This is a genomic window from Paenibacillus sp. RRE4, assembly GCF_031844205.1.
Classification (GTDB): Bacteria; Bacillota; Bacilli; order Paenibacillales; family Paenibacillaceae; genus Paenibacillus; species Paenibacillus xylanexedens_B.
In genome coordinates, this window is sequence record NZ_JAUZUT010000001.1 from 2,046,494 (window position 1) to 2,064,047 (window position 17,554).

Annotated in this window: 15 protein-coding genes; 13 read left to right on the forward strand and 2 right to left on the reverse strand. The window is 45.5% G+C overall.

All coding sequences use genetic code 11. The features are described from left to right. Positions 1 to 21: 21 nt before the first annotated feature. Complete coding sequence (locus Q9R46_RS09260; RefSeq protein ID WP_311279788.1) at positions 22 to 1,056, reverse strand: DMT family transporter; 1,035 nt, start codon at positions 1,054 to 1,056, stop codon at positions 22 to 24. Between the two features lie 268 nt (positions 1,057 to 1,324). Between Q9R46_RS09260 and Q9R46_RS09265 the strand changes: the two genes are divergently transcribed. From Q9R46_RS09265 to Q9R46_RS09305, 9 genes are all read left to right on the forward strand, one after another. Next, positions 1,325 to 2,314 (forward strand): LacI family DNA-binding transcriptional regulator, encoded by a 990-nt coding sequence (locus tag Q9R46_RS09265; protein ID WP_311279789.1) that lies wholly within the window; start codon positions 1,325 to 1,327, stop codon positions 2,312 to 2,314. Continuing rightward, positions 2,307 to 3,185, forward strand: a complete 879-nt coding sequence (gene rbsK / locus Q9R46_RS09270; protein ID WP_311279790.1) for a ribokinase — start codon at positions 2,307 to 2,309, stop codon at positions 3,183 to 3,185. The genes Q9R46_RS09265 and rbsK overlap by 8 nt, the downstream gene beginning before the upstream one ends. A 44-nt stretch (positions 3,186 to 3,229) precedes the next feature. Then, complete coding sequence (rbsD, locus tag Q9R46_RS09275; RefSeq protein ID WP_311279791.1) at positions 3,230 to 3,631, forward strand: D-ribose pyranase; 402 nt, start codon at positions 3,230 to 3,232, stop codon at positions 3,629 to 3,631. A gap of 14 nt (positions 3,632 to 3,645) precedes the next feature. Next, entirely contained in the window at positions 3,646 to 5,127 is a 1,482-nt protein-coding gene (locus Q9R46_RS09280; RefSeq protein ID WP_311279792.1) for a sugar ABC transporter ATP-binding protein, read from the forward strand. A gap of 1 nt (position 5,128) precedes the next feature. Further along, on the forward strand, positions 5,129 to 6,100 hold the full coding sequence (locus tag Q9R46_RS09285; RefSeq protein ID WP_090915883.1) for an ABC transporter permease subunit: 972 nt from the start codon (positions 5,129 to 5,131) through the stop codon (positions 6,098 to 6,100). A 15-nt stretch (positions 6,101 to 6,115) separates the two neighbouring features. Beyond that, entirely contained in the window at positions 6,116 to 7,048 is a 933-nt protein-coding gene (gene rbsB / locus Q9R46_RS09290) for a ribose ABC transporter substrate-binding protein RbsB (RefSeq protein WP_145330672.1), read from the forward strand. Between the two features lie 355 nt (positions 7,049 to 7,403). Further along, positions 7,404 to 8,147, forward strand: coding sequence for a YggS family pyridoxal phosphate-dependent enzyme (locus Q9R46_RS09295; protein WP_311279793.1), 744 nt, complete (start codon positions 7,404 to 7,406; stop codon positions 8,145 to 8,147). 20 nt (positions 8,148 to 8,167) lie between these two features. Then, entirely contained in the window at positions 8,168 to 9,373 is a 1,206-nt protein-coding gene (locus Q9R46_RS09300) for a benzoate/H(+) symporter BenE family transporter (RefSeq protein WP_311279794.1), read from the forward strand. 23 nt (positions 9,374 to 9,396) lie between these two features. Beyond that, positions 9,397 to 10,656 (forward strand): serine hydroxymethyltransferase, encoded by a 1,260-nt coding sequence (locus Q9R46_RS09305; RefSeq protein WP_311279795.1) that lies wholly within the window; start codon positions 9,397 to 9,399, stop codon positions 10,654 to 10,656. A 64-nt stretch (positions 10,657 to 10,720) separates the two neighbouring features. On the opposite strand, the gene pdxR is transcribed toward Q9R46_RS09305, so the two are convergent. Continuing rightward, positions 10,721 to 12,151, reverse strand: coding sequence for a MocR-like pyridoxine biosynthesis transcription factor PdxR (gene pdxR / locus Q9R46_RS09310; protein WP_311280984.1), 1,431 nt, complete (start codon positions 12,149 to 12,151; stop codon positions 10,721 to 10,723). A gap of 245 nt (positions 12,152 to 12,396) precedes the next feature. On the opposite strand from pdxR, the gene Q9R46_RS09315 reads away from it, so the two are divergent. The 4 genes from Q9R46_RS09315 (at position 12,397) to Q9R46_RS09330 (ending at position 17,524) form a co-directional block, all read left to right on the forward strand. Then, complete coding sequence (locus tag Q9R46_RS09315; RefSeq protein WP_311279796.1) at positions 12,397 to 14,478, forward strand: serine hydrolase domain-containing protein; 2,082 nt, start codon at positions 12,397 to 12,399, stop codon at positions 14,476 to 14,478. A 349-nt stretch (positions 14,479 to 14,827) separates the two neighbouring features. Next, positions 14,828 to 16,276, forward strand: a complete 1,449-nt coding sequence (locus Q9R46_RS09320; RefSeq protein WP_311279797.1) for an amino acid ABC transporter substrate-binding protein/permease — start codon at positions 14,828 to 14,830, stop codon at positions 16,274 to 16,276. Further along, positions 16,269 to 16,997: an amino acid ABC transporter ATP-binding protein gene (locus tag Q9R46_RS09325; protein ID WP_311279798.1), complete on the forward strand. Its 729-nt coding sequence runs from the start codon at positions 16,269 to 16,271 to the stop codon at positions 16,995 to 16,997. The genes Q9R46_RS09320 and Q9R46_RS09325 overlap by 8 nt, the downstream gene beginning before the upstream one ends. Positions 16,998 to 17,161: 164 nt before the next feature. Next, the gene (locus Q9R46_RS09330) at positions 17,162 to 17,524 is read left to right on the forward strand and encodes a hypothetical protein (protein ID WP_397386334.1); all 363 of its coding nucleotides are present in this window, start codon (positions 17,162 to 17,164) and stop codon (positions 17,522 to 17,524) included. Positions 17,525 to 17,554 lie beyond the last annotated feature (30 nt).

Sequence of the window (17,554 nt, forward strand, 5' to 3'; positions counted from 1 at the left end):
CAAGGTGAAAAAAGCCGCTGATTAGCGGCTTTTTGTCATTCGAAGTGAGTTTACCCGGTTGACCAGATAAATTCCCACAGATACCAATAGTAACGCAACAAGGTTTTTCAGTTCCCAGATCGTTTCTCCCAGAAATAGTGCGGATAACAAAGCTCCAAAGATAGGAATCAAGAAATTATAAACCGATACTTTGCCTACTTTGTTGTACTTCAGAAGCAGATTCCACAGGCAAAAGGCTACGGATGACAACAAAGCCAGATACACCAGATTCAGTGTGGATTCCCATGTAAAATGAGTGACTTGACCTCCGAGTGACAGACCGAGCAAAGTCAGCACCAATCCGCCAACTAGAAGACTAGCGCCGGTGATCATCATAACATCAATTGTTGCAGTTAAACGCTTCGCGTAAATAGCTGTTACCGAGAAAACGAGAGCGGCCATAATGATAAATCCTTCTCCTGTGAAAGAGAATGAAAAGGTAAGCAAGTCTGCATGAAAGTTGACGATAATGACACCAATAAACCCGATCACACAGCCCATGATTTTGTTACGGCTCAGCTTATCATTTTTATAGATAAAATGGGCCAATACAACACTGAAAAACGTGGTTGTTGCATTCATGATCGAGCCTTTGACACCGGTGGTGTTGGCTACGCCTACATAAAAAAACATATATTGCAGTCCCGTCTGCAATACGCCGAGCATGCTCAAGCTTGCCCATTCACGCCCGCTAAGTTTCAACTTGCGTCTGAAACCAACGCGATAAAGCAGCAGCAGCAATATACCTGCCAAACTGAATCGATACCCGGCAAATACGTATTTTGAAGCGATGTCTTCGGGCAAAATGTGAAAAGCAACATAGCCGAGTTTGATGGAAGGGTAGGCACTTCCCCATAATAAGCAGCATAGGCCTGCAACGAGCATGACAATGAATGGATCGCTCCATTTGCTCCGATGTTCCTGTTCGCCTTGATTTTTGTTTTCTCGTGCGGTACTTTCACTTTGCGTATGTTCTGTTGCCTGTGGACTAATGAGTGTTGAATCTCTTTCGATCACGCTTAATCTTCTCCTCGCTTGTTGTGCACATCTGTATGTAAGAATAAACAATCATGCCTTATAGACCATATCATAAAAACCTGGTTTTGTGTTGGAAGAAAAATGGCTTGGAGCAGGGAACCTGGTTATGGGGTGGATGAGAGAAATTACAGAGATGATCGCGAGAAAAGCGGATGTGGATTTCATTTCCAGCAAAAGAGCGCTTGCCAAATGAAAAATAATGTGATAATTTATGTCTGTAACCGGTTACACATAAGGAGAACATTCCATGACAACAATTAAAGACGTAGCAAATCTGGCCGGTGTATCCGTAGCCACGGTATCCAGAGTGATTAATGACAGGGGCTATGTGCACGCAGATACTCGCAAGAAAGTTGAAGAAGCTGTCAAGGCACTTCACTTTTCACCGAATGAAGTGGCACGTTCACTATACACACGCAAGTCGAAACTGATTGGTTTACTGCTTCCAGACATTGCGAATCCTTATTTCCCTCAGCTTGCGCGGGGTGTGGAGGATCGGATGCAGGAGCAGGATTACCGATTAATATTTGGAAATAGTGATGAGGATGAACGGAAGGAGCAGGATTACATCCAGACGTTTATCCAGAATAACGTAGTGGGTGTGATCTCATCCACCAATTACCCTCACTCTTCGATATATGAAAAGCTGAAGATTCCCGTCGTCTTTCTGGACAGAACTTCGCTGGATCGGCCTTCGGTCTATGCCGATGGCAGAGAAGGCGGAAGGCTGGCTGCCAAGGAGATCATCAAACGGGGCAGCAAGAGAATTACCGTTATGCAAGGACCGTCCCATATTCGACCGGCTCAAGATCGGTTTGAAGGAGCGATTGAAGTCATCCGGGAAGCGGGGCTGGATCATGAGGTCATTCAAACCACCTCGTTTTCATTTAATGAAGCAGGGGTATGGGCTGAGGAACTGTTTAGAAAATTTCCAGACACGGACGGTGTTATTGCCAGTAATGACATCGCTGCAATGGCTGTATTGCACGAAGCCTATCGCATCGGGAAGAATGTTCCGCAGGACGTGCAGGTTATCGGGTTTGACGATATTCCGATGAGTGGATTGTTGTCACCGGCATTGTCTACGATTCGTCAGCCAGCATATGAGATGGGCAGAGAAGCAGCAGGATTACTTATTCAGTTAGTAGAGCAAAATAACATGGAGAATAAAAACATACAGTTGCCCGTGTCCTTCATTGAACGGGGAACAACGAGAAAGGTGAGAAACGATGGCTAACATTTGTGTGATTGGAAGCAGTTCAATGGACTTGGTTGTCACATCTTCCAGAAGACCGGGCGCGGGAGAAACCGTGCTTGGTGAAAGCTTTAAGACAGTACCCGGCGGGAAAGGCGCCAATCAAGCTGTTGCGGCAGCTCGTTTGGGAGCCGAGGTTGTCATGATCGGCCGTGTAGGAGATGATACATTCGGTAAAGATATTTTAGAAAACTTTAAAGCGAATCGTGTAAATACAAGCAATGTGAAACCGGTTACACATTCCGAAAGTGGTACAGCTCATATCATCTTGGCAGAGGGAGATAATAGCATTGTAGTAGTCGAAGCGGCCAATCGCGAAGTGACACCTGCTTATGTGGATGAAGCTGCTGAAGCGATTCGTAACGCGGATATTGTGCTGATCCAGCAAGAGATTCCAGAAGAAACAGTCATTCATGTCAGCCAATTATGTGCCCAATACAAGACACCTTTGCTGCTCAATCCGGCTCCTGCCCGTGCGGTTCCACAAGAGGTGATCGACAATGCATCGTATATTACACCGAATGAGCATGAGGCTGAAATTTTGTTCAAAGGTATGAAGCCTGCAGAAGCTCTACGTCAACATCCAAACAAATTATTCATTACGGAAGGTAGCAAGGGTGTTCGATATTTTGACGGGAATGAAGAAGTCCTTGTGCCAACCTATAAAGTTGAAGCTGTAGACACAACCGGAGCTGGCGATACATTTAATGCAGCATTTGCTGTCGCTCTGGCTGAAGGTAAATCGATTCAGGACAGTGTGCGTTTTGCCAATCGGGCGGCATCGTTATCCGTAACCAAGTTTGGAGCACAGGGCGGTATGCCAACCAGGGACGAAGTAGAGGAGAGCCTATAACGTACTAAAGGAAAGTCTGCAAATGAAATAAAGGGGAACTTTATATGAAAAAAAACGGCATCTTGAACAGTCACATCTCTAAAATCTTGTCTGATCTGGGTCACACGGATCAAATTGCCATTGCGGATGCGGGCTTGCCCGTTCCGGATGGTGTGCTCAAGATTGATCTGGCACTTAAACTCGGTACACCAAGCTTTCGTGAAGTATTGGATGTCATTGCGGACGACATGGTTATTGAGAAAGTGATCATCGCCAGTGAAATCCATGAAGAAAATCCGCAGACACTTGCGTACCTGAATAAGAAATTTGATTCGCAGACCATCGATGATAGCCAGAACCATGAGCAGTTTAAAGCATTGACCCGTCAAGTAAAGGCCGTTATTCGGACAGGCGAGGCAACACCGTATGCCAATTGTATTTTACAGTCGGGAGTTCATTTCGGTTAAAAGGAGGCAGCACCATGCACATTCAGATGCATAATATCCATAAAGCGTTTGGCACAAATCAAGTGTTAAGCGGTGTGGATTTCGAATTAAAAGAAGGCGAGGTTCATGCCCTGATGGGGGAGAATGGCGCCGGGAAATCAACGCTGATGAACATTTTGATCGGTCTGCACCAACGGGATCAAGGAACCATCGAGATTGATGGCAAAGAGACGTACTTCGGTAGTCCGAAAGAAGCAGAGCAACTTGGGCTTACGTTTATTCACCAAGAATTGAATGTCTGGCCAGAGATGACGGTACTGGATAACCTGTTTATCGGTAAAGAGATATCGTCCTCCATGGGGTTGCTTAACACAAAACAAATGAAAGCGCTTGCCAGTGAACAATTCGCTAAATTATCGGTGGACATTCCGCTTGAGCGCCCTGCAGGAGAGTGCTCTGTCGGACAGCAGCAGATGATTGAGATTGCCAAAGCGCTTATGACCAATGCAAAAGTGATTATTATGGACGAGCCTACAGCGGCTTTGACCGAACGTGAGATTCAGAAGTTGTTCGAGGTCATTCGTTCCTTGCAAAAAAATGGCGTATCCATTGTATACATCTCACACCGAATGGAGGAGATTTTCGCAATCTGTGATCGCATTACCATTATGCGTGACGGGCGAACTGTGGATACCAAAGCCATTCCTGAGACAAGCTTTGATGAAGTTGTGCGCAAGATGGTAGGTCGTGAACTGACTGAGCGTTTTCCGTCCCGTCATCCAAAATATGGTGAATTCGTGCTTGAGGTGAGGGAAGCGAATCGGAAGGGATTATTTGAAAATATCAGCTTTGACGTGAAAGCCGGTGAAGTACTCGGTTTCTCTGGTCTGATGGGATCGGGGCGTACAGAGATCATGAGAGCCATCTTTGGTCTGGATCGATTGGATAGCGGAGAGATTAAGATACGCGGCAAAAAAGTAAATATCCGCAAACCAGCGGATGCAGTGAAGCACGGCATCGGTTTTATAACAGAAGACCGGAAGGATGAAGGGCTGGTGCTCGACTTTTCCATCCGTGAAAATATGGCACTGACGAATCTGTTCAGCTTTTCCAGCAAAGGCTTCATCTCGAATGCGAAAGAACAGGAGTTTGTAGACACACTTATCAAAAGATTGCAGATCAAAACGCAATCCTCGGAAACCGCAGCGCGGAATTTGTCCGGTGGGAACCAGCAGAAGGTTGTCATTGCCAAATGGGTGGGTATTGGTCCAAGTGTACTTATTCTGGACGAGCCTACACGTGGGGTAGACGTTGGAGCGAAGCGTGAGATCTATCAACTCATGAACGAACTAACGGATCGCGGAGTAGCGATCATCATGGTTTCGTCCGAACTACCCGAAGTACTCGGAATGAGTGATCGTATTGCTGTTGTGCATGAAGGTCGCATCACCGGCGTGCTGCCCAAGGAACAAGCGACACAGGAACAAATTATGACACTAGCTACAGGGGGACAGTAACATGACAACAATGCAGGACACTAAAACAGCCAAAAGCGGTTTCCGCTTGTCTAGCGTAACACAAAAACTCGGCCCACTTCTTGGATTAATCATTCTAATTGTTATCGTTTCCGTGCTCAATCCAAGCTTTTTGGAACCGCTTAATATTCTGAACTTGCTACGCCAGGTTTCCATTAATGCCTTGATTGCATTTGGCATGACGTTTGTTATTCTTACTGGCGGGATTGACTTGTCGGTTGGTTCTATACTTGCACTATCGAGTGCGTTCGTAGCCAATATGATGTTATCCGGTCTTGATCCGATTCTGTCGATCATTATCGGGGTTGCGCTTGGCGGAGTCATGGGTATGGTCAATGGACTGATGATTACCAAGGGTAACATGGCTCCATTTATAGCAACGCTTGCAACGATGACGATTTTCAGAGGGTTGACGCTGGTATATACCAACGGTAATCCGATTACAGGTTTGGGCGACAGTCTTCTGTTCCAATTGTTCGGGCGCGGATACTTGCTTGGTATTCCAGTACCAGCAATTACGATGCTGATTACGTTTGTGATTCTGTGGACTATTTTGCATAAAACGGCCTTCGGCCGCAAAACGTACGCCATCGGCGGTAATGAAAAAGCTTCCATTATCTCAGGTATCAAAGTATCCCGTGTCAAAATTATGATCTACTCCCTTGCAGGTATGCTTGCTGCGCTGGCTGGTGCAATTCTAACATCGCGTCTGAACTCCGCTCAGCCTACTGCAGGTACATCCTATGAGCTGGATGCCATCGCTGCAGTTGTGCTGGGCGGAACAAGCCTCTCTGGCGGCCGCGGACGCATTGTAGGTACATTGATTGGTGTGCTGATCATTGGTGTATTGAATAACGGTCTGAACCTGCTCGGTGTGAACTCCTTCTACCAGATGGTCGTGAAGGGTGTCGTTATTGCTATCGCTGTCCTGCTGGACCGCAAGAAAACCGCTTAAGGGAGAGAAAACAACATGAAAAAATGGACACTAACGCTTGTTAGCATGATACTGATCGTTGTTCTAGCCGGATGTTCGCTGGAGCCGCCAGGCTGGGCGAAACCAAAGTCAGCCGGAGGTAAAGAACAGAAGAAAATCGGTTTGTCGATCTCGACATTGAACAACCCATTCTTCGTTTCACTGAAAGATGGTGTCGTAGCCGAAGCACAGAAACAAGGTATTCAGGTTGTGGTCGTAGATGCACAGAACGATTCTGCGAAGCAAACCAATGATGTGGACGATTTGATTCAGCAGGGCGTTGATGCTTTGCTTATTAACCCGGCCGATTCCGCTGCAATCTCGACAGCGGTTCAATCCGCTAATAGTGTTGGCATTCCGGTAATTACGCTTGACCGCTCTGCGGATAAAGGTGAAGTTGCAGCGCTTGTAGCTTCGGACAATGCGAAGGGTGGACGCATGGCTGCTGAATATATCGTGAAGCAGCTTGGTGAAGGTGCTAAAGTGATTGAACTTGAAGGTGTACCTGGTGCATCAGCTACCCGTGAGCGTGGCAAAGGTTTCCACGAGATTGCAGACCAAAAGCTGGACGTAGTTGCCAAACAATCCGCTGACTTTGACCGTTCTAAAGGGTTAAATGTCATGGAGAACTTGTTGCAAGGTAACCCAGGAGTGCAAGCCGTGTTTGCCCATAATGACGAAATGGCTCTTGGTGCCATTGAAGCAATCCAAAGCTCGGGTAAAGATATCCCGGTGATCGGATTTGACGGTAACGATGATGCCATTAAATCGATTCAGGATGGTAAACTAACAGCTACCGTAGCTCAACAACCTGAGTTGATCGGACAGCTTGCATTGCAAGCGGCACTCGATGTGCTGAGTGGTAAACAAGTGGAGAAATCTATCCCGGCTGAATTGAAGCTGGTAACGAAAGATAATGTGAATCAATAAAGTTAGCGAGTAAGAGAATCCCGTTCTGGACAAAAAAGCCGGAATGGGATTTTTGTCTTGATATTTGTTATAAAGTTTTATTTAAGCCTGCAAGATAATGCAGTTCTTTAGAAATTTATCTTGTGGCAAGTCGGTGATTAAACTCAACCCCCTATGAACTGGATTGAACAATCATTTTTAATACCATGAGTCGCCACTGTGCGGCTCTTTTTTATTGGAAATAAAAAAATACTCAAAGCAAAGATTGTTGAATTTAGATTTTGGATTGCACGAAAATTGCATCTTTGGATATGTGTATTCAGTCCATAGGTTGTTATACTGTCATTCAAATGGGGAGTAGAAAGGGGGATCTTGCTTGAATCATCCGGTTGAAGACAATTTAAAAATGGTTAGAAAACAAATGGCACTGGCTTGCAAGGCTTCTGGACGAAATGTTAACGATGTGCAGCTGCTTTTAGCCACGAAGACGGTACCGCTGGAGAAGTTACAGATCGCCGTGCAGACAGGTGAACATCTGTTTGGAGAAAACAAGGTGCAGGAACTGCGAGATAAATATCCTCTTATGGAGCAGTCCAAAGCGGTGGAATGGCATTTTATCGGACATCTGCAGACGAATAAAGTAAAGCAGGTAGTCAAGTATGTGACAATGATTCATTCGGTGGATCGTCTGAAGCTCGGGCAGGTCTTGCATGAACAGCTTGTCAAAGAACAGCGGACAATGGACATTTTAGTACAAATCAATACGTCCTATGAAGAAAGTAAATTCGGCGCTTCTCCAGACGAAGCAGTGGAGCTCGTTAAACAATTGTCTCAATTTGAAACGCTACATGTAAAAGGATTAATGACGATAGGGAAGCTGCATGCATCAGCTGATGAGACCCGCCAATGTTTTCGCTTGTTGAAACAGCTCAGCACACAGATCAGAGAGAGAAACATCCCACGTGTCGAGATGGAAATATTATCGATGGGCATGTCCGGTGATTTCAGTATGGCGATTGAAGAGGGAGCAACCATCGTTCGTGTAGGAACCAATGTATTTGGGCCACGTTATCTGCCCGATGAATATTACTGGAACGAACATACAAAGATAGAAGATTAGTTGAGGGGCAGGGGTTTACATTGAAAACAGCATCTAATAAGATTCGCGGGCGTGATCTAATATCTCCAGTGACCGCTGCTTTAATTTCTGTAATTGTTAATTACGGAGGGACGTTCATTCTTGTGTTTCAAGCGGCCAAAGTAGCGGGATTGAGCCCGGAAATGACCGCTTCCTGGATATGGTCCATTTCGATTGGCGTCGGGATCACGGGGATATGGCTTAGTTACCGCTACAAAGAACCTATCATTACAGCGTGGTCTACTCCAGCTGCAGCCTTTCTTGTCTCCATGCTGGCTGTAACTCCTTATTCAGAAGCCGTAGGTGCTTATATGATATCAGCCGTTGGTTTTGTCATTTTGGGTATGTCTGGCTTGTTCGAACGGTTCGTCCGATTAATCCCGCCAGGGATCGCTTCCGGTTTACTTGCAGGCATTTTGCTCCAGTTTGGTATCTCCGCGTTTGAAGGGGCCAAGGTCGAACCCGTACTGGTTATTCTGTTGTTCACTGCCTATATCGTGTTAAAACGGTTTACATCTCGCTATGCAATCGTTGGTATATTGATTCTCGGCCTGATCTATTTGGTGATTATGGGAAAAACCGATTTCAGCTCCATTCAGCTGGCGGTGGCTTTACCTGTATTCACAGCTCCCGAATTCTCCATTCAGGCGCTACTGGGTGTGGCCCTGCCGTTATTTATTATTACACTGACAGGGCAGTACATGCCGGGGATGCTGGTTCTCCGCAATGACGGTTTTCGAACGAGTGCCAACCCTATATTAACGGTAACCGGTCTGGGTTCGCTTATCGCTGCACCATTCGGCTCACATGCATTCAACGTGGCAGCCATTACCGCAGCCATATGTACAGGGAAAGATGCGCATGAAGATAAGTCCAAGCGTTATATTGCGGGCATTGCCTGCGGAGTCTTCTACATAACTGTCGGCATTTTTGGCGTGACCTTAGCCGCATTATTTTTAATTCTTCCCGCAGCTTTTATCGCCACATTAGCAGGGCTGGCTTTACTTGGAACGATCGGCGGCAGCTTGGCTAACGCGCTGGCGGACCCGAATGGACGGGAGACGGCATTAATTACATTTTTGGCAACAGCGGCTAATGTAACTTTGTTTGGCATCGGCGGTGCATTTTGGGGACTTGTGGCTGGAGTCATGGCGCATCTGCTAATTCATTATAAATTTGCCAAAAAACCACTTGGAACAAATGGTTAAGAAACCTGGAAGGGATGATCAGAATGTTAAAACATATAGAGAGCCAAGATAAAACTTTGGTAGCAGCAACCCGTCACGAGCTTGCAAGACAACGGGATACGATAGAACTGATTGCTTCAGAAAATTTTGTGAGCCAAGCCGTAATGGAGGCCACGGCCAGCGTATTAACCAATAAATATGCTGAGGGCTATTCGGGCAGAAGATATTATGGTGGCTGCGAGCATGTTGATACGGTGGAGGATATTGCTAATCATCGCCTGAAGCAACTATTTGGTGCTGAACATGCGAATGTGCAGCCGCATTCCGGTTCACAGGCGAATATGGCTGTATATTTTGCCTCAGTTCAGATGGGGGATACGATTCTTGGAATGAATCTTGCTCATGGCGGCCATCTGACGCATGGGAATCTTGTTAATTTTTCAGGAAGATTTTATCACTTTGTTCCCTATGGTGTCGATCCACAAACAGGTCTTATTGACTTTGACGAAGTTCGAAAACTGGCTCACAAACATCGTCCGCGAATGATCGTTGCAGGCGGAAGTGCATACCCGAGGCGTATTGATTTTGAGATTTTTGCTCAAATTGCTTCCGAAGTGGGAGCTTTACTGTTTGTAGATATGGCACACATCGCGGGCATTGTTGCAGCAGGATTACACCCTAACCCCGTACCGCATGCACATATTGTATCAACCACGACACATAAGACGCTGCGAGGTCCGCGTGGAGGTGCTATTTTGTGTAAAGAATCCTGGGCACAGGCCATCGATAAAGCTGTATTTCCAGGAACGCAGGGTGGGCCATTTATGCATATTATTGCGGGAAAAGCGGTCGCTTTTGGGGAAGCATTGCAATCTGATTTCACTGTTTATATGAGCAACGTTCTGAATAATGCCAAAGTAATGGCGGAAACGATGATCAATGAGGGGCTTACTCTTGTTTCTGGAGGGACAGATAATCATCTCATTCTCGTTGATCTGCGCAGCGTTGGCCTTACGGGTAAAGACGCTCAAATGATGCTGGATGAAGTTGGCATCACAGCAAACAAAAATTCGATTCCTTATGATACAGCAAGTCCGTTAGTTACAAGCGGTATTCGGTTTGGAACGCCTGCCATGACAACCAGAGGACTTGGTGCCGGGGAGATGAAAGAAATTGCCGAGCTTATCGCACTTGCTTTTAAAAATCCAGCGAACACCAAAGTAAAGCAGCACATATCAGGTTGTGTGCGCGAGATCACATCCCGGTTTCCTCTGTACGAAGCAGGAACATCGTTCACCTCATAAATAGATACAGCCCGTCTGCAATCTTCTTATCGATTTTGCAATGCTGACGGGCTATATTTAATTGTTATAATACGGCGCGGGCAAATCGGGAGATACCTTCTTCAATTCGTTCCTCATCCACTTTTGCAAAACCTAATACCCATCCCTTACGATCACTTTCCAGACAGTATCTACTTAGCGGATAAACACAGACACCCTGCCTGCGGGCGGCAGCGGTTATTGCTGCTTCATCACATGACGCATCTGCTTCAAGAAGTATATGTAATCCCGTTTCTACTCCGCTTAATCTGAAACGCGAACCAAGACCTGAAGAATGGATCGCTTTGGTCATGACTTCGTGTCTGCGGCGATAAATGTTACGAACTCTTCTCATGTGGCGCATAAATTGCCCCCGCTCAATAAAATGATTCAGCGTTAACTGCTCCATTATGGGGAGATGGCGATAAGTCAATTCATGAATCTGGGTAAGCCGCTCAACCGCTGCTTGAGGTCCTATAATTGCGGATAAACGTATACCGGGCGCAATCATTTTGGAGAAACTCATCATATAAAGCGTATTCTGCGGCAGTTGGCTGAACAAGGTGGGAATCGGTTCTCCACGATATCTGAATTCGCTATCGTAATCGTCCTCGATAATCCACATTCCACGTTTGCTGGCCGATTGCATGAATTGCTGTCTGCGCGGTTCTGACATGATGATACCGGTGGCGCATTGGTGAGAAGGGGTGACAAATACGAGCCTAGATTCCGGGTGGATGCGATCTACACATAGTCCTTGCTCATCTACCGGTACGGCATCAATCTGCATACCGCGGTATTTCATGGTGGTCCAGGCAGCAGGAAAACCGGGGTCCTCCACGGATACTCTGTCTCCTTCAGTCAGAAGCGCCTGTGCAATTAAATCAATGCTGTGCTGTGCACCTGAAGTTAACAAAATCTGATCAGCTTCAATATGAATTCCTCGTTCTAGTGACAAGTAACGCTGGATCTGTTCTCGCAACGGAAGTAAACCCCGGGCATCGCCGTACGACCAAATATCAAGATTGGGTTCAGCAGATGCCTGTAAAAATGCTTTTCTCCAGGATTGCGTGAACGTTTCATCGATGTAAGGCTCATGCGGATTAAAATCAATATCCATTTGCGTTGTATCTTGATCTCCAAACCAGCCCTGTAGCTTGGCAATGGATTCGTGTACTACGGGCAGTGCGGGCGTTACAGGCCCGGACGGTGGCTCCTCTTCTAAAGAACGGAGCACTTGGATCGAGCTACTGACTCTTGTTCCACCGCGACGTGAAGTTACGGTATAACCCCGGCTGAATAATTCTTCGTAAACGATCTGAATGGTAGATCGTGAAACACCAATTCGCCCGGCTAACTCACGTGACGGAAGCAACAGTTCACCTGGAGGCCAGTTCCCGGTTGTAATGTTGTGAATAGCCTGGTCAAGCAGCTGTTGCCAGATGGGACGCTCATCATTTCGGTTCACTTTTAACATCATAACAACTCCGTTGTTGTTGAATTTATGGATTGCATACTTGTTGCGCATAATGAAAATTTGGGCATTCCATTTCAGGAAATGTTATCATGACAATGGTTCAACCTGCAATGATGAATCACGATGAATATATTTTTTCTGTTCATTTCCAGTTCATATTCAGGACGCGAGCAGTTCATTTTCTTCGTTTATACTGCGTTAGGTAACAGCTCAAACATGACGACCACAGAGCAGAATAGGAGAAGATGAATTTGACTCGAATAAAAAGAACGTCCATCGTTGCCATGACCTTGGCATTTGCAATGTTAACTCCCACAGCTGCATATGCAGCCGAGCTTCCAGGTAAACTAGACTACGGATTGACTCAAAAAGCAGTCACGGCGCAAACGAAAACACTGACCGAAACCTACGGTGTCACGAGTGTACAGTACGCACTTATCGATGGAGGAGAGATCGTTCTCTCTGGACAGACAGGAATTAACGACCCGGAGAATCGTGTACCACTCACGTCAGATACCATGTATGGCATAGGATCAACAAGTAAAATGTTTCTCACAACCGCCGTTATGAAGTTGGTTGATGAGGGCAAAGTGAAATTGGACGATCCTGTAGTGAACTATATTCCTGAATTTAAAATGAAGGACAAGCGTTATGCTCAGATTACAGTACGTATGCTGTTAAATCATTCATCGGGATTGCTTGGCACATCCAGTAACAGCGCGATTCTGTTCGAAGATCCAGATACACACGCACATGATACATTATTGGAACAGTTAGCCTCACAACATTTGAAGGCAGATCCTGGAGCTTACTCGGTATATAGTAATGACGGGTTTTCATTAGCCGAGATTCTGGTAGAACGAGTTAGCGGGTTGAGTTTTACGGAATTCATGCACCGTCATATCACAACACCTCTTGGCATGAATCATACCAAGACGCCACAAGATCCGCTCGATTTGAAACACATGGCAACGACGTACTCCGCCAAGAAGGAACGTCAGCCATTGGAGACAACCAATATGATTGCTTCAGGCGGCATCTATTCCACAGCCGAAGATTTGGCCAAGCTGTCACAAGTATTCACGAACGAGAAGAATGGTGTTCTTTCCAAAGAATCAGCGAAAGCTACCGGACAGGAAGAGTACAAGAGAGGAATGTGGCCAGAGGATGGTGATTCATCGATTGCCTATGGACTTGGCTGGGACAGTGTAAACTTATTTCCTTTCAATCAGTATGGGATCAAGGCATGGACTAAAGGCGGAAATACAATCGCCTATCACGCCTCTCTGATTGTATTGCCTGAGCATAATATGGCTGCAGCCGTTACATCTTCGGGAGGTTCAAGTTCAACGAATCAATTGATTGCAACAGAGCTGTTGCTAAGTAGCCTGGAAGAAAAGAAGCTGATTCCGGAGCGTAAAGCGGAGAAGTCACATGGAGTACCTGTGAAAGCAGAGATGCCGAAGGAAGAGATGAATCATTCGGGAATCTATGGCGGCGGCGCTAACATGTTGATGAAACTGGATGTGCAGGAGAACGGACAACTCACCATGTCGATGTTATCTGCTCCGAATAGCCCGAAACAGACATACATCTACATTGCTGACGGTTCTTTTGTAAATGAGGCAGGTACAGAGAAAGTGAAATTTGTTAAGGAAGATAACGGAAATACGTATCTTTGGACACGTTCGTATCAATCGGCACCTGGGCTCGGTCAGCTTGCTTCTTCGGAGTATAAGGCTGAGAAGCTTCAAGCCAATCCATTGTCGGATGAAGCCAAAGCAGCGTGGCAGTCACGTACAGGTAAAGCATATGTGCTCGTGAATGAAAAACATACCTCGACTTTATATAATACAGCAATGCCGCTGATCCCTATTCAGTTGCTCAGTGAGTTACCAGGTTATATCTATACAAATGCTATTACAGATGGGGATCAGGCTGTGAATCAATTGCAAATTCCGGGTGTAGCGGGTCGAGATACGATGGAATTCACTTTTTTCAAGCATGACGGTGTGGAATATGTCTCACAAGGAGGCAATATATATGCCAGTCAGGATATTGTGAAACCAATCTATGCGGGTCAGCAATCAAAAACGACGATTCAGTCGAACGGTTACGCCAAATGGTTTTCAATTCCGACTACGGCTGGAGGCAAAGAAATGAAAGTGGATCTACCCGCCGAAGGTTCATTTGTTGTGTATGATGCGTCTGGTGCCAGTCTGAATCATAGCGTAGTCAGTGGTCAAACGACAATGGTGTTGCCCGAGAGAGGCTACATTGTCTTTGCTGGTGAAGCAGGATCAGTCTTTGAGATTACGTTAAAATAAAGCTTGAACCCGCGATATAAACGAAATAATACGGTTTCTAAAGCATAGCAACTGATCGATCTTAACCATTAAAGTTTATCGATTGAAAATAATGCTTATTCATAAGATAGCTAAAAAGTCGCATTTTGCGGCTTTTTTTGCGTTTAATGTTTCAAATTTAAAATTTAAGTTTCGACAACCTGACCTCCAGGGTAAGTATAAGAGGACTTTTACAAGTGGAATGAAGAAATGCCATGGAAACAAAAATGAAGGTGGGTAGAAAGAGCATTGATTGGTCAAGAGCTGAGAATAATAACCTTAGCATGATTCGGGACATACGTATGGCATGACGTCAAGACGAGGAGGACATATGAAGAATAACAGGATTACATTACTTATACTTACCATGGTGCTGCTTCTGGTGTCCGGCTTTACAGGTTGGACGGGAAGTGTGCAGGCACAGTCGGATTCGGGCAAAACTTATGTTATCGGTACCGACATTACTTTTGCACCGTTTGAATTTCAGGAAATTAACGGCGATTTTGTCGGCATCGATATGGATCTCATGGCAGCGATCGCCAAGGATCAGAATTTTAAATACGAGATCAAAGCCTTGGGATTTAATGCTGCCGTTCAGGCACTGGAATCAAACCAGGTGGATGGCGTCATTGCAGGTATGAGTATTACGGATGAGCGCAAAACCAAATTCGATTTCTCCGATATGTACTTTGAATCAGGCGTTGTTATGGGCGTTAAAGCGAGCAATGATACGATAAAAAGCTATGAAGATCTCCGTGGTAAAAAGGTAGCTGTAAAAACGGGGACGGAAGGTTATCGTTTTGCAGAAGCGAATGCATCCAAGTATGGGTTTACCATTGTACCTTTTGATGATTCGGCACAGATGTATGATGATGTGAAAACGGGGAATTCCGCAGCCTGTTTTGATGACTTCCCTGTGTTGAAATATGGGGAGAATCAGAACAACGGATTGAAGGTTGTTACAGAACCAGAAAAAGGTGCACCTTACGGTTTTGCTGTAAGTAAAGGTAAAAACCAGGAGTTGCTGAAGAAGTTCAACGCAGGCCTTGCTAACATCAAGGAAAGCGGTGAATACAAGCGTATTGTAGATAAGTATATAGGTGACAATGCGGAATCCGTTGCACAATTGGGGCGTATGGAACTTATATACAAATCTTTTCCAGCCTTGTTGAAAGGTTTGGGGAATACCCTTTTATACACAATCATGTCTCTATTCTTCGCGTTTATTATTGGTTTGATCTTCGCCTTTATGAAAGTAGGGCGTAACAGAGTGTTGCGCGGCATTGCTACCGTTTTCGTTGATATTTTCCGCGGTATTCCGTTGCTTGTACTCGCGTTTTTCATTTACTTCGGTATTCCTCAGGCATTTGGCTTTACGATGCCGCTGTTCCTTGCAGCGATTCTGACGCTGAGCTTAAATGCGGGAGCTTACGTTACTGAGATTATCCGTGGGGGTATTCAATCGATTGATCGTGGACAGATGGAGGCCGCTCGTTCACTAGGTCTTCCATATCGCAAAGCGATGATGAAAATTGTCATTCCTCAGGCGGTTCGTGTGATGATTCCTTCGTTTATTAACCAGATGGTCATTACGCTGAAGGATACGTCCATCTTGTCCGTTATCGGGCTGGTTGAGCTCACACAGTCGGGTAAAATCATTATTGCCAGAACGTTATCCTCGTTTGACATATGGTTAACGGTAGCTGTAATGTACTTGATTGTTATCATTGCACTGACTAGACTTGCCGATTATCTGGAGGTGAAGATTCGCCGTGACTAAAATTAAAGTAGAAGGTCTGAAGAAAAGCTTCGGTTCCAATCAGGTGCTGAAAGGCATCGACATTGCTGTTAATGAAGGCGAGGTTGTATGTGTCATCGGGCCATCCGGTTCGGGAAAAAGTACATTTCTTCGCTGCATCAATTGTCTGGAAGACATTACCGCAGGCCATGTGATCGTTGATGATCAGGACTTGAATAGTCGTGACACCGATATTAATAAAGCTCGTGAGAACATTGGCATGGTATTCCAGCACTTTAATCTGTTTCCGCACTTCAGTGTGCTCAAAAATATTATGTTCGCACCAATGGAACTTGGCAAATTAAATCAAGAACAGGCCAGGGAAACCGCGCTTCGCTTGCTTGACCGTGTCGGTCTGGCAGATAAAGCGGAGAGCTTTCCAAGCCAGCTCTCGGGTGGACAGAAGCAACGCGTAGCTATTGCTCGCGCACTTGCGATGAATCCGGATGTGATGTTGTTCGATGAACCTACATCGGCACTTGACCCGGAGATGGTTGGGGAAGTACTTGGTGTCATGAAGGATCTCGCGAGCGAAGGCATGACGATGATGATCGTTACCCATGAAATGGGCTTCGCCCGCGAAGTTGCGGACCGTGTTATTTTTATGGATGGCGGATATATTGTTGAGGAAGGAAACCCTGAACAGATCTTCGGGAAACCGCAGCACGAACGTACGATCAGCTTTTTGGAAAAGGTGCTCTAATCCCGGTTTTATCATAGTTCAACAAAAAAGTCGCGATATGCGGCTTTTTGTTTTGTACATTGATTCCGTAATGGAATATAATAGGATTCCTGAAACAGTGAATATATTGTATAAAACATCTACATAACACCATTTATAAATTTTATGAAAAGGAGTACTTGCCCATGATTGAATCCGTATCCGAGACTGTACAACGGCAATCCATTGAAGCCTTTCAGTCAGTGATCCGAAAATCGGAGAACGCTCTGAAGAACATGGTGGGGAAAGAAGCAAATACATCGTTGATAGAGAAGCGACTTCATGCGCTAAATGTCAGTTTGTATATATTGGAACACACCTGGAATGAGAGAGTTGATCAACATTATAGCAGCCTGGAGATATCCGAGGCACGTCATGTGATGAATAATCTCTTGCCTTCTCTTAAACGAATGATAGATAAGTCGGTAGCTGGATCACCACAACATACTTTACTGGAGAGAAGAATTCGAGCTTTTCAACTTGCTGTGCAGGCGATGGAACAGAGATGAGTTGAAATACTTGACAAAGAGTGATTCAAA

Bases quoted from the DNA above. Each gene is read 5' to 3' on its own strand.
- Q9R46_RS09315 (WP_311279796.1), top strand. From the start codon at position 12,397: ATGAATTTGACTCGAATAAAAAGAACGTCCATCGTTGCCATGACCTTG.
- Q9R46_RS09320 (WP_311279797.1), top strand. From the start codon at position 14,828: ATGAAGAATAACAGGATTACATTACTTATACTTACCATGGTGCTGCTT.
- Q9R46_RS09330 (WP_397386334.1), top strand. From the start codon at position 17,162: ATGATTGAATCCGTATCCGAGACTGTACAACGGCAATCCATTGAAGCC.
- Q9R46_RS09285 (WP_090915883.1), top strand. From the start codon at position 5,129: ATGACAACAATGCAGGACACTAAAACAGCCAAAAGCGGTTTCCGCTTG.
- rbsK (WP_311279790.1), top strand. From the start codon at position 2,307: ATGGCTAACATTTGTGTGATTGGAAGCAGTTCAATGGACTTGGTTGTC.
- pdxR (WP_311280984.1), bottom strand. From the start codon at position 12,151: ATGTTAAAAGTGAACCGAAATGATGAGCGTCCCATCTGGCAACAGCTG.
- rbsD (WP_311279791.1), top strand. From the start codon at position 3,230: ATGAAAAAAAACGGCATCTTGAACAGTCACATCTCTAAAATCTTGTCT.
- rbsB (WP_145330672.1), top strand. From the start codon at position 6,116: ATGAAAAAATGGACACTAACGCTTGTTAGCATGATACTGATCGTTGTT.
- Q9R46_RS09280 (WP_311279792.1), top strand. From the start codon at position 3,646: ATGCACATTCAGATGCATAATATCCATAAAGCGTTTGGCACAAATCAA.
- Q9R46_RS09265 (WP_311279789.1), top strand. From the start codon at position 1,325: ATGACAACAATTAAAGACGTAGCAAATCTGGCCGGTGTATCCGTAGCC.
- Q9R46_RS09305 (WP_311279795.1), top strand. From the start codon at position 9,397: ATGTTAAAACATATAGAGAGCCAAGATAAAACTTTGGTAGCAGCAACC.